Origin of the sequence: Streptococcus periodonticum (genome assembly GCF_003963555.1) — a bacterium.
Taxonomy (GTDB): Bacteria; Bacillota; Bacilli; order Lactobacillales; family Streptococcaceae; genus Streptococcus; species Streptococcus anginosus.
Window position 1 is genome coordinate 127501 of sequence record NZ_CP034543.1, and the last position, 12575, is coordinate 140075.

Below are 12575 nucleotides of genomic sequence, written 5' to 3' on the forward strand. Positions count from 1 at the left end.
TAACTCGCGGATTGAATTGAGGAATATACATAAAATCTCCTTCTTAAAACTTTACATGCAAAATTTCTTCCACAGTACTAATAGGAACAGCTCCTAAACGTTTATTGCTGTAAAATTTAAAGCCTTGATTTACAAGTAACATTTTAGCTTCATGAATCACTTTTCTTGCTGTCCCCTCTTTTAAACCTTGCTTAATAAGGTCATTTTTTGTGATAAGTTGTTTTTCCATTTTTCTTTTTCCTTTTTCCTTTTCTATTTTTTACTTCCCAATCACATAAGTAAATTGGCTAGCTGTTGCTTTATCAAATGTGCGATAAGAAATAACTCCAAGTCCTTTGGCGTTTGCTTCTGAAATGAGAATAGACCCGTCTGGTTTGACCTGCTCTACAAATGCAATATGCCCGTAAGTTGGGTCTGCGCCAGCTTGTCCAGGAGAGAAGCTAAGAGCGCTATGTTCAGTTGGTGTATGTGTGGTTTGGTAGCCTGCTTTCTGCTTCCAATCCCCACCATTGCCCATATAAGGGTCAAAATGAACGCCCACCTCTTTGGCTCGGTTATAGACAAACCATGTACATTGTCCCCAAGGATAAGTCGCAGAAGTATAGTCAGAAGTGTTGATTGCCTTTGTAAGGCTATATCCAACAGGCACTCCATCAGAAGTTACGCCTCCACCGTCTCGTGTTTTGGTATTGGCTGTATTACCTGTTAAAGTATCTTTGAAGAGGTTATACCATTTTCTCGCATTCTTTTTCAGGTCACTAGCTTTTGTTTGACCGTCTGATAAAGCGACCCCTTCATAATGTTCTGACCAATAAAGGGCTGCCTTTTCAGGGTCAGTCGCTTTTTGCATTTCTGTTTTGACTTTGCTATAAGAGCCGTTTAGCTCTGTAGATAAGAGGTCTAGTTCAATATCAGAATCTAATTTCTTTTGCTTTGCTTTTGACCAGCGATTGCCATTGATAGTAGAAGACCAACCCGACCATTGGAAATAACCAGCTACGCCACCACCTGTATTGACGGCTTTAGGGTCAAAGCCACTTTCGCGCTCTGCAACCGCTAAACTTCCAGAAGCTCCTGCGATAGTAAATTGCTCTTGTGAGAGTTCATAATTCAGAATTTTAATGACATCACTTGCCCGTTCTTCTGAAATATTGGCTTTTTGAGCTACTTCTTTAGCGGTTAGTTTCGTTTGTAATCCCTTGGCTTGTCCGTTAGAAGACGCACTACCCGCAAAAGCTCCCATGATAATGACGACTAAGAATAAGGGTAAAACCAGAGCACTTAGAACACTAACAATTACTAGTTTTTTCTTCATCTTCCCTCCTAAGTTTTCACATAGACAGTCATCATTACCGTTTCAAATCGCCATTGAGCCGTCAAAATAAGAGGATTTTCTTTGATAGTTGCCAACAGTTGCTCTTTCTCAGTCTCTTTTACTGAAAATAAAAGGAGAAAGTCAATAGAAGGCTTTCTCCTTTCATAGGCAAGGGCAACCGCATTGTTCACCGCCTGTTCAAAACCTCTTTTAGAATAAATGCGTGTATTCATCATTCCTTTCCTCCTCTCAATCGTGCTAATTCCTCTATTATCTGATGTTTACGGTTAATATTGGCTTTCAATTTATCGTCTTTCGGCAAGGTTTTACGATAGTTCTTGATAAAGGCATTTGAACCTTGCGCTTGGTATAGTGCTTCATCATCTTTGTACGGTTCTAATTCCTTTTCAAGTTTATTGATGTGATGTTTTTGTCTCCAAGAGAGGCGATTTTGACGGCGTTCTTCAAACTCCTTCTGTTCTCTGCTTTGCTTTGTATCCATTAGCGGAGAAGGTTCTGTATCAAAAGGTTGAACGCTTGTGTCTTCTTCCTGAATAGCAGATTCAAAAGTCTCCCTTGGCATATCTGGCTCTTGAAACGGTGTTGTTACCTCGTCGGGAGCGCCTGTTTCTTCAAAGGAAGAAGTAGCGGGTGTTTCCTCCTCGTCATTTTCTGAAGGCGTTGAACTTTCCGTTTTTTCTGAAGTCGGATGGGGATTTGAAAAAAGAGTTTTCATTTGTTTACCAGCATTCATGAAGAGTCCAGCCCCAAATCCTGCTCCTGCAAGGAAAAAGTTTCCGGATGTTTGAACCATTTCAAAGGCGTTAGTGGCTTTTGCCGGCAGCTGCTTCACAGTTTCCTGTCCATTTGTCACGGTTTCTTTGACTTTGGTATTTACCTCATCAAACGTAATCTTAGCTCGTGAACCGAGTAACAATTCAATCAATTCTCCTTTGTATTTCCAAAGCAACCAATAAATCACGCCTTTAGCACAAACAGAGACGATTAGTTTAAAAAGAGCGCTAAAAGTAGACAAGGAAGAAAAATCTCCAATGACCTTATCAAAGCCACTATTTACTAAACCTTCAATGATTTTTTCAAGGTAAAGCAAAGCTAAGGTTAAAAGGCTTGTAATGGCTGGGAAAGAAAGACCACCAAACATGACCTTAAAAACTCCAAAAAGAATATCTTGCATTTTGGGAATAAAGGAAACCAAAAGGGCAATAGGAAAAAGAAGAATCATGATAAGGACAAAGGCTTGTGCAAGGACATTGAGCAACTGAATTAAGACAATAGGAATGGCAATGACAATCGCTTCAACCATTTTAAAAAGGATATAGAAGAACTTAACAGGGATATAATCAGGAATGGCTGATAACCAACGGTTATGTTCATTATCATCACCTGCTCCATTTCCTATTTCTAAATATTTATTCCTATCAGCGGTAGAAACTGCTTTAAACTTGCCTGATTTATCCAAGCTTCCTAGAACTTTTGAATCCTCAAACGGTTTTTCTTTTCCTGTTTGACGGTCTTTGTATTTCCCATTTTCTTGCCCCGTATTGACAAAGAGATAGGCTTTATAAGAAATTTCTGCGATATAAGAATCAGCTACGGAAGACCCTATTTTTAAAGACTGATTTTTTCCGTAGGAGACGGATACATTGGAAATGTGATGAATCGTAGTACTAGCGACATTATCTACTGTATTGAGCAGATACAATCCACCAGAAGTTCCAGCAACTGTCCCGAACCAACCAAAGCCTAAAAAGAGAACTAAAAGGACATGAAGCAATCTTTGAGAGAAATTGCCTTTAGACATGAGGAACTGATAAAAGAGATAAAAAGCTAGGCAAAGGAGAATCAGAAAGACTAATGATGATTGAGCCACACCAGAAGGAGCTCCTGTAAAGCCTCGCCAAATGGATTGAGCCCCATTAAAGACATATTGCTTGTAAGTGTCGTAAAGACGGACATTTTCTAAAATCCGAATCATCAAGGAGAAGAAACCAACAATAAGGTTAAGGAGGAAAAAGGGGAAGTTGACAAAGATTTCGTTGAACATCACCCAAACACCGCTGAAATCTCCAAAGCCAGTTTTCATCATGTAGGATTTTAAAGAAAAAATATCCATGCCTTTTAATTTTTCAAATGCTTCTTGCACAAGCTCACCTCCTTAAGATGCGTATTTATTTTCAAGATTGGAAGAAACCGTAGCTTTCATTGGTTTTAGAAGTGGGTCAATACTGTCAAAAATGTTATAAATGGAAATCATATTGAGATTGCCGTAAACGTCTTTATAGAGACATTGCCCTGAAATCATATTCTTTATCCATTCCAGATTTTCTTCATTAGCCGTTAGTCCAACATGTTCTAAAATATCGGAAAGTTCATTATCTTCTCTAAAGGCAAAGAGTGTTCCAAAGCCTGTGGTATCATCATCTCCTTCAGCGTCATGGACAGATTGCGTAATCAGGCAGAGGACATTGTTAAAGAAACGTCCAACACGGCGCATGGATTGGATAACGGCTCGTCCTTCTGCCGACTTCATCAGTACCCACGCTTCATCAAAGAATTCAATGGTATCTTCATAACGATTGAGTTCTCCAAAACGTGTACAGAAAGCTCCCAAAGCAAACATCAGCGCTGTAGAATTGATTTCTTTATCTTCTGGGGTGACATCTTGTTGAGTGTCTTTATCTGGTAAGGATAAGTCCGCTACTTCTAAAACGGTCACCCGTTTATCGTAAGACAATCCTTCTACATTACCGTCTGAAAAAGCCAATTCTAAAATGGAATTTTCGACAATGGACGTCAAATAATCTCCTACTTCAAAGATAGTGCTATCTGGATTATTGGTGAGCTCTTTGAGAACGTGTTTTAACCCAACGGTTTCTCCCGCTTGTCTTTGAGCCACCACTTTGTTAATCGCTCTAGAAATAGCGGTCATTTGCTTCATTGTGACCTTAATTCGCTTGTTGGAGAAGATTAGATAATTGAGCATATTCTTTGAAACCGAAACAGCGTCATCTTTATCGAGCATGACAATGGGGTCAAGAGCCCCATGATTGGATTTCACCTTACTATCCAAAGTGACAAAGTTTATCTGTTTGATATGTTCAGCCAGAAGCGGGAATCGCTTTTCAAAGTCTGGGTGATGAGCAATTGCTTCAAAGTGTTTCCGGATAGAGCGTTTGGGGTCAACATACAAGCATTTCACATCTTGAAGAGAGGTTAGAAGAAAGATAAGTTCTGCCAAAAAGGATTTTCCTTCACCCGTTGCGCCAGTAATCAGGATATGTGGATTTTTGGTGAGTTTTCCTGCAATCCCTTCTTTATTTCCAACGGTCGCATTAAAGAGCACCATATTTTTAGACGCTTCTTGTGCCTTTTCAATACTTTCCCAGCGTCCTGTCCAATTATCCACCCGTCCGATATGCCAGCCAATATGATTTCCTGAAGCTGTATTGGTAAAGGGCATTAACTCCGCAAAGCCTCTTGGAGTGACATAGTGTGTCCACGTTCTGGTCTTGTTTTCAAGTGGTTGACCATAGAGAAGGGACTGAAAGAGATAAGGCGTATCATGGCTTGCTTCACTGACTTCTACGTGCATATCCTCAAAGTAACTTAAGACCACCTGACGGCGACGTCGTAGTTGGGACAAGCTAGAAGCAGAAACAATGAGGTAAGCGCCGTATTCAATGACTTCTTCTTTTCCGCCTACCTTTTTCATGAGGTCTTTTAAAGACATTGCCCCCAGAATAATTTCATCTTGTTGGACGGTATCAGTACTTTCGGCTTCATTCATAATGTTGCGGTAACGAATATTAGAACGTGCCATTCGCCCTTTTAAAGAGTTCTTTTCGATAAATTCTGCCTTTATCCGTAGTTCTACAGGGAAGTTAAAGCGTTGGGTAAATTCCCCCAGATGAAAGCCATTAAAAATAATGGGTGTTTTAGCAATCGGAAGAATGGTGAGAAAAGAAGAGCCATAGGGGCTGTCTAACTTCATAAAGCCCCCTGCCATGGGTCGTAAGACCGTATCTGTCACATTAAAGAGCGCCCGATTGGCGGTGACTTCTTGCTTTAGATGAGGGATATAGCGCAAGTATTGCATGCGTTGATAGTAAAAGAGCTCTTCATTGGTTAAGCGTTGTGCCCGAAGAGCAGAAAGGGGTTGATAGACGGTCGCTTCACTCACCAGATAGTCTTGCGCCCAATCTTCAGGAATCTCATATTGAAAGCCCACGCTATTGGCAATCATTTCAGAGACTTCAGAGAAGCGCTCAACCGCCATATCCTGAACGGTGGTGTTTTGGTCATCTTTTAAAAGATTGACGCCAATCAACCAGTCAAACTGATAGGGAATTTCCATTTCTTGTGTCAGTTTATCTGTCGAATACTGCAACAGTTCTTCCCCCAATGCTTGGCTATCGGAAGACAAGGCATGAGAAAAGTCTTTCATCTTTTCTTCTAGCAAATAGTCCTTTGGAATCAAGGAGACTTCAAAGGACTTGTTTTTAACTAGTTTTTTTATTAGTTGAGCAGTAGTCAGCTTGTGTTTTTGTTTCTTGGCTTTATCGGTAATGGTGATGGGAGTATTGGGAATACGATAAAAACTCATCACCGTTTTATCTGTTGTTAAAGCTATATTATCCTGTGTTTTAAGAATCGGATAGACTAGTTTTAGAACCATTAGACCTCCTTTATAAATCTGTTTTTTCAAAGACTATTTCTTCTTCATCCATCATTTTAATTCTATCTTCATGATAAATCGCTTTATGATTGAGGCGAAAATCTATAAGATAGCAGATATAATCCCATAAGAAAACGTGCATTTTCTTTCCTTGTGGTTCATATTCTGTATAAAATTTGGCGAGTTTATAAGGGATATACCAATAAAGATAAAACGAAATGGAATGCGTTAATTTGTTCAAGGGAAGAAGAAGTGAGCTAAATACTGTTAACATTAAAATCAAGATGAGGGCAAAGACCACAAAAAAGGAAAGTTGCATGGGTGTTGCAAAATACCAAATGCGTTTTCCTTTTTGTGTTTTAACTTCTTGAATCCAGTAGGGAGCGTTTATCCCTCTAGCGTAATCATACAATCGTTCTTCTTCCATATCACAACCCCGTTTCAATTCCAAAGAGACGGAGGAACCAGCCAAGGACATGGAGCAACTGTTTTCCACCTCCTGTTAAAGATGCAATAACAGTATAGAAAATAAGGGTTGAAAACAGACGCCCCCAAGAGCTGTTTCTCCAAGCTAAAATGATAAGGATAATCGCTCCAAAGGTAATGAACCAGAAACCGTCTCCTTGTAAGCATGTTTGTAAATTAGATGAACTCATTGATTAAACTCTCCTTTTATTCTTTTGTATTTGCGTAATTAGCAGGAATGGTATGGCTGACTTTCTCCACATAATAGGACTTCCCTTTTTCTGATAAGGTCAAGGTGAAGTTTTCAGCATGTGTCGAGCCTGCAACTTCAAACGTTACTTGAACATAGGCCATAACTGCTTTATCGGTTGCTTTGTAGTAACTAAAATCTAAGGTTTTAAAAGTAGCATTTTTTACAACCGTTATATTGTGAGCCACTAAGTCCAAGTTGTCTTGGTCAGTAGTATAGTTAGTGAAGAAAACATTGAGAAACTTACCTAGTTTCTTCTTTGCTTTCTCTGAAATCCTATCTGACTGATTGAGTTTGACTTCTGTATCGGTACTTTTCTTATCTGCCTGATTGGTCGATAAACTTGAAAACCAAGGTAAGCCCGTAACATAGTAGCCTGTTTTTGTTTTAGCATAAGGAATATTAAACCCCGTCACCAATTCTTTTTCTTCTGTCTTATCCCCATTTTTTACCATTTGTTTGTAATGCACCTCATACGTTGCCACATTATCTGTAACGGTTAGCAAACGTGACCAGCTCAATTGGCTAGGATTTTTGACTTGACCTTGTGCTTGAATATCAGGCTCTGAACCGTAGAAGCTCTTTAATTGCTTAGCTTGTTTGGTTTGACCGTCTGAATCCGCAGGAATGGTGAAATAACACTCTACAAAATCATTCAGATAATATTGCAGGCGATTATCTATTGTTTGAGGAGCAGAAGAAGTAGAAGAAGTAGCTTGCTTAGAAGTTATCAGTTTTTCAAGATTGGTGACTTTACTAGACATTGTCATGGCACGAATACCTCCTAGTAGCCCCACAAGCAAAATAAAAGCCAATCCTGACAGAACAGCAAGATTGACTGTTTTTTTGTTGGCAAGGGTTAATGTGGGTTTTCCTTTCTTTTTAGGACGTTTGGTGAAATTTCCCAAATAAGTTTTCAAGTGATGATAGATAAGTTTTACTGTATTCATAAGTGCTCCTTACTGATTGGCTAGTTCAATCAATTTATTTCCTTTGGCGTAAAGCTGTTTATGAAGTTTATTGAGTTCACTATTGACATAATAGTAACCTCGCAATTCAGCATGGAGACTTTCAACCAGTGCTTCAGGGAGTTGTTTCACCTCTTCTTTTTTAAGAAGCCCGTGCAATTCCCCTGCTTTTTTCCAAGCTTCTTTATCATCATGGGCTTTCATCAGTTCTCCTAGCTCCAATGAGACCGCTCTGACTTTCTTTTCGAGTGTGTTTTGTGTTGCCATTATCAGTTCCTCCATAAATGTTGTTTGATTTTCTAAGATAACCTGTCTAAAAAGAGTGACAAGTTGTGTCGTCATGTGTTGATTGAAATCTAACACTTGACCATCCAGTGTAAAATAAGCGTGTTGGTAGTGGGCGGGATAATCAAGGTCAAGGGTGTCCCGTGCAAAAGCGTCTAAGAAAAACTCTTTTTCCTTCATCAGGACAATGTACAGATTCCAGAATTCGTTTTTATCAGGAAAGCAGGAAATTCCCTCGTAAATTTTCTTTACAAGCTTCATACGTCATCTTCTACCAAATCATGATAGCCAAGAAATCGATAAATATCATCAGAATCAAACCAAAGCCAATCATTGATTTCTGTTTCTGTGGGGATACTTCCTGAAAAAATATCTTCACCAAGTGAGGTTAGTCTGTCCATATCCCCCCGTTCACGGACAGTGGCTAGTGTATTGCGTGCACCTGACCAAGCCCTGAAATTGTCCAGACTATTTAATTCAACTTTATATTCCATTTCCTTTTTTCCTTTCAGTTTTATAGTACCAATTGAGCATAACCCGTCTGTAGGAGCATCTCTGCCACCCAGCGAGCGTTTTGACTCATCTTGTTTAATAGTTTTGTTTTTAATTCCTCAAAAAAAGGCTGTCTAGCTTCTTGTCTAGTTGCCTTTTTAATCGCATTTTGTCGGTGATTTTCATCTTTAAAGGATTGCTTTCTAAATTGTTCCGCATATTTCAATTCAGAATCTTTCTTAGGTTGATAATATAAGAGACCCCAATAATCAATCAAATCTTTAACCAATTCAAAATCGTAAAACGATAGGTAGAGTTCTTCATAACCGACTGAGAAGGTCTTTGTTTGAAGAGGACGATTGAATTTATCGGGGACATTTATAGGTTTATATCTGTCCGACAATGACATCAAAATCAACTCCATTTCGTTCACAAATTTCTTCTGCTAGTTTTGTATGATTGTTACTTAGATAAGCTTCAGAAATGATTTCTGACAGCTCATCTGTCTGATAGACCATATCAACGATTTTCAATAATTTCAAAGCACTAGAAACTTGTTTTGTGACCCAATGTTTTGTCCTTGCATAGTTAATTTGGCGAGGACGTGTGACAAATTTAAAACCCGCTTGTGTGCCAAGCAGGTTATCCCATTCACTATCATAGTTCCCGTTCCAATCTTTCACTTCAAAATAGTTATTTAAAATCCGAGCGCCTATTTTGGTCAAGTCTGTTTCCAGCGTATACCATTCTTTCAAAATATCAAACGCCTTGGTATCATGTAGTTCAATCTCATAGCGGTTTTTGTAATTATAGGCTTCATGGATATAGTCGACAGAAACATCTTTTAAGAGGGCTTGTTCATAATCTTTTTGATAAAAGCGAATCATGAGACTGGATTGACGGCTTCCAAAGTTTAAGGTCAACCCTTGATTGACAAAGCGATTTTCAACTTTTTTCAAGCCCTCAATAGCAGTAAAGGTGCGGAGTTTGCGCATGATGATTTTATTGTCAAAAATCCGATTTTTAATATCAAATAAGTCAAGATTCCCTGACTTTTTGTATAATTCATCAAGGGCAATATCAAAGCGTGGGAAGGCTAAAAAGTCTTCCAAAGGTCTATCTTTTCGTTCTTGTTCCGCAAAGAGAAAAACATCATGAAGAAAAGAAAACCAATCCCGACCTTGTTGTTTTAATAACAATTCAAGTTCACGACAACCACCTCCCGTCAAGTCAATCAGTGTTCCAGCTTCTGCCTTCTTTTCAGAATGGGAGTAAAGCACCCGAACTGAACCATAGGTTACCATATCTGAATAGCTGTATAGGCTTTTTTCTTCGTGAAAAAAATCCGTTGGTTTTAATTTTAGAACAGAGGTGATAACAGCTTTAAAATCAAGCGTTTTGAAGCGAATTTTTAACCAATCCACCGTGCTTTCCAATTTGGTTTCTGATTTACGATTCAGAAAGTGAAAGAGTGTTTGTTCAAATTCCTTGGTCATCTTTTGTTGACCTTGTTCAATGTTTCGGTAGTTGTAGTAACTATAACCAATCATCGTTGCCATTTTACGTTGGGTAAACCCTAACTCAAGCCTGATACGTTTTAATTCAACATTTGTCACAATTTACTTTCCCTCCTTTTAACAATAAAAATAGCAGCCAATGGATAATGACTGCTTTTATTTATAGTGGTCTCGAAAGGATAAGAAATAAATCTCATTTTCTTCCACCATATAGACTAATCGGTGTTCATCTGTAATTCTACGAGACCAAGCACCGGAATAACGGTATTTTAAGGGTTCAGGCTTTCCAATCCCTTCAAAAGGATTTCGTTTGATATCCTCCATTAAACGATTGATCCGTTTGAGTATCTTTTTATCTTCTTGTTGCCAAGAAACATAATCTTTCCAAGCTTGTTCTGTAAAGTTAAACATCTTCCACCTCTAATAATGGGCGTTGAATGACTTTCTTTTGCTTGACTTGTTCCATTCCTGATAGAACCTTGTCTGAAAGGTACTCGTTATTCATTAGACGAATGGTTTCTTGGATACTATCCCAGTTTTTCTTAGATAAGACTACAATATTTTCATCAGGATTTTTATTGACAACCATTAGAGGTTCATATTCATCGTTGACTTTTTTCATGTAATTCTTTAAATTGTTTCTAAAATTTGAATAGACGACAGCTTCCATTTTATATCACCTCGCTTTAAGACTATTCTTATTATAACACTTGACAGGAAATTGTACAAGTGTTGGCAGCTAGTTTTAACCCTCTTGTTTTAAAAAGTTGAAAATAAAAAATACAGTTCACTGCCGTTGCATAAATATTGATTCCAGAGATATTATTTTCATTTTATACATTATTATTGAAGTGAAAAATAGTTGGATTTTGATGTGAAAGGGCTTTTGTATATATGCATCATAACTGATTGATGCGCTTGTCTAGACCAATTGAGATTTAAAAGTTGTTGGCGCTTTAGATTACTCTTTTATCAATTATCTATTGTTTATCTATAACTTATCTATGTTTCTTTACAAGGCGTAAACAAATGTAAAATACTTCTGTAATGAGATTAAATAAATCTGTGAAAATGCTGTAATCGACTTGACATTTGAGGAAAATATCACTATCATAAAAGTGAATAGTTTTTTTAAACTAGGCCTTAACATATCCAATATGTTAAAATATTGAGAGGATATTTAGAATGAAAAAAAGCAGGTTCTTTTTAGCGTCAACGGCTGTATTGTTATCAGCCTTAGGTGCAAATCCTGTGTTGGCTAGGGATGTTGAGCGCTCTATCTCCACAACGATTGTCACACCGACTGTTGACAGCAATAAAAAGGCTTCTACTGAAACGCCAGAGTCTAAGCAGGGAAATGCAAATACCTCTACGGCTGTGACGCTGGCTGCTCCTGTAACTCCTGACAAGTCCACGTCAGCTGTTTCGGATAAGGATAAGCCAAGCGTGCCAGACAAGGTAGAGGCACCAAAGACAACGCCAACAACACCGACTGCTCCAGAAAAGGACAAGTCGGAACCGTCGGATTCCTCAAGTAAGGTAGAACCGCCGAAGATAGACCCTGTACCACCGGCTACACCAGATAAGGATAAGTCTGGAATATCAGACTCTGACTCTTCAAAGCCAAATCAATCGGAGCCAGAAAAGAAATATGGTGATGTCACTGTTGAGTACAAGAGTAAAGATGGCGCTTTGATTGCACCAAAAGAGTTAGACACGCCGACTTCTGAGGTGGGAACGGATTATGATACGACAGATTACCGAAGAGAGACGATTATTAGTTCAGAGGGCAAGAAATACCGTCTTGATCCGCAAGCTACTCAAGGTTATGAAAAAGGAAAAGTCCTTGAAGGAAATACCAATATTACTTATTACTATGATCTGGTTACAGAAACGCCAGACTCTAATAAGGTGGTACCACCGAAGGCAGATCCCGCTCCACCAGATAAGGATATACCAAGTACATCGGATTCTTCTAGTAAAGTAGTGCCTTCGCAGGATAAAGCTCAAGTGCCAAGTGTTCCGGCTCCCCCCTCATCAGATTCATCGGTTAGCCCAGATACTTCTATAGCAGATACGATCGCACCGACAGATACAATACCAACTGATGAAGCAATAGATGCAAAAGATACGGTCAATCCGTCAATTTTGACTGAAAAGGGTACGGACGAGACAACAATTTCAGATATGGACTTGAAAAAGGATGAAACATTCAGTCTTGATAATGCTTCATCTGTGACTACTAAAAAAGGTGACACGATTGACAATCCAATCAAATCAATCATCTCACCAGCTGATCCGCTTTTGACGGATAAGGGCTTTGAGATTATTGGTAATGATCAAGGAGAAGTCACTATCAAAAACGCAGACGGTTCTAAAACATCTGTACCAGCTGCGCAAGTAGGTGCTAGAGCAAATCCTGACGGAACAGTCACTGTCAAATCAAGTAATGGTAAGTTTACATTGTTGCCGGATACGGGGGAAGCAACCACGATTCTTGCAACGATTGGTTTATTTATCTTGGCTCTATTAGGCTTCAAAAAAGTCAAGCCTTTTGAGAAAGATAATTGGTTAATTGGGTAATTAT

General features: G+C 38.7%; 16 protein-coding genes (1 of these 16 running past the window's edge). 1 reads left to right on the forward strand and 15 read right to left on the reverse strand.

Translation table 11 applies throughout. The features are described from left to right. The 15 genes from EHW89_RS00730 to EHW89_RS00800 all read right to left on the reverse strand — a co-directional run. On the reverse strand, window positions 1–31 hold the start of the coding sequence (locus EHW89_RS00730) for a tyrosine-type recombinase/integrase (protein WP_126466402.1). The gene continues 1124 nt to the left of window position 1, outside the view; only the first 31 of its 1155 coding nucleotides appear in the window; its start codon is at window positions 29–31; its stop codon lies beyond the left edge, outside the window. A 12-nt stretch (window positions 32–43) separates the two neighbouring features. Further along, complete coding sequence (locus EHW89_RS00735; RefSeq protein ID WP_003034604.1) at window positions 44–229, reverse strand: DUF3173 domain-containing protein; 186 nt, start codon at window positions 227–229, stop codon at window positions 44–46. Between the two features lie 30 nt (window positions 230–259). Then, window positions 260–1315, reverse strand: a complete 1056-nt coding sequence (locus EHW89_RS00740; RefSeq protein ID WP_126466403.1) for a phage tail tip lysozyme — start codon at window positions 1313–1315, stop codon at window positions 260–262. 8 nt (window positions 1316–1323) lie between these two features. Continuing rightward, window positions 1324–1551: a hypothetical protein gene (locus EHW89_RS00745; protein ID WP_126466404.1), complete on the reverse strand. Its 228-nt coding sequence runs from the start codon at window positions 1549–1551 to the stop codon at window positions 1324–1326. Continuing rightward, on the reverse strand, window positions 1548–3479 hold the full coding sequence (locus EHW89_RS00750; RefSeq protein WP_126466405.1) for a conjugal transfer protein: 1932 nt from the start codon (window positions 3477–3479) through the stop codon (window positions 1548–1550). The genes EHW89_RS00745 and EHW89_RS00750 overlap by 4 nt, the downstream gene beginning before the upstream one ends. 12 nt (window positions 3480–3491) lie before the next feature. Further along, window positions 3492–6011: an ATP-binding protein gene (locus EHW89_RS00755; protein WP_126466406.1), complete on the reverse strand. Its 2520-nt coding sequence runs from the start codon at window positions 6009–6011 to the stop codon at window positions 3492–3494. A gap of 10 nt (window positions 6012–6021) precedes the next feature. Continuing rightward, entirely contained in the window at window positions 6022–6438 is a 417-nt protein-coding gene (locus EHW89_RS00760) for a conjugal transfer protein (RefSeq protein WP_126466407.1), read from the reverse strand. A gap of 1 nt (window position 6439) precedes the next feature. Next, complete coding sequence (locus tag EHW89_RS00765) at window positions 6440–6667, reverse strand: hypothetical protein (RefSeq protein WP_126466408.1); 228 nt, start codon at window positions 6665–6667, stop codon at window positions 6440–6442. A gap of 16 nt (window positions 6668–6683) precedes the next feature. Then, the gene (locus tag EHW89_RS00770) at window positions 6684–7676 is read right to left on the reverse strand and encodes a conjugal transfer protein (protein ID WP_126466409.1); all 993 of its coding nucleotides are present in this window, start codon (window positions 7674–7676) and stop codon (window positions 6684–6686) included. A gap of 9 nt (window positions 7677–7685) precedes the next feature. Continuing rightward, a complete protein-coding gene (locus EHW89_RS00775; protein ID WP_049533170.1) occupies window positions 7686–8240 on the reverse strand; it encodes a hypothetical protein in 555 nt (184 codons plus the stop codon). After that, entirely contained in the window at window positions 8237–8473 is a 237-nt protein-coding gene (locus tag EHW89_RS00780; RefSeq protein WP_000456039.1) for a hypothetical protein, read from the reverse strand. The genes EHW89_RS00775 and EHW89_RS00780 overlap by 4 nt, the downstream gene beginning before the upstream one ends. A 20-nt stretch (window positions 8474–8493) precedes the next feature. Beyond that, window positions 8494–8880 (reverse strand): hypothetical protein, encoded by a 387-nt coding sequence (locus EHW89_RS00785; RefSeq protein ID WP_126468021.1) that lies wholly within the window; start codon window positions 8878–8880, stop codon window positions 8494–8496. Continuing rightward, a complete protein-coding gene (locus tag EHW89_RS00790) occupies window positions 8858–10030 on the reverse strand; it encodes a replication initiation factor domain-containing protein (RefSeq protein WP_405194481.1) in 1173 nt (390 codons plus the stop codon). Before EHW89_RS00790 ends, EHW89_RS00785 begins: the two co-directional genes overlap by 23 nt. Window positions 10031–10144: 114 nt before the next feature. Continuing rightward, window positions 10145–10399 carry a Txe/YoeB family addiction module toxin gene (locus EHW89_RS00795; protein ID WP_003034719.1) on the reverse strand — a complete coding sequence of 85 codons (255 nt, stop codon included), beginning with the start codon at window positions 10397–10399 and terminating at the stop codon, window positions 10145–10147. Continuing rightward, window positions 10392–10658 carry a type II toxin-antitoxin system Phd/YefM family antitoxin gene (locus EHW89_RS00800; RefSeq protein ID WP_126466411.1) on the reverse strand — a complete coding sequence of 89 codons (267 nt, stop codon included), beginning with the start codon at window positions 10656–10658 and terminating at the stop codon, window positions 10392–10394. Before EHW89_RS00800 ends, EHW89_RS00795 begins: the two co-directional genes overlap by 8 nt. Before the next feature lie 515 nt (window positions 10659–11173). Here EHW89_RS00800 and EHW89_RS00805 point away from each other — a divergent pair. Beyond that, a complete protein-coding gene (locus EHW89_RS00805) occupies window positions 11174–12571 on the forward strand; it encodes a MucBP domain-containing protein (protein WP_126466412.1) in 1398 nt (465 codons plus the stop codon). The last annotated feature ends 4 nt before the right edge of the window (window positions 12572–12575 follow it).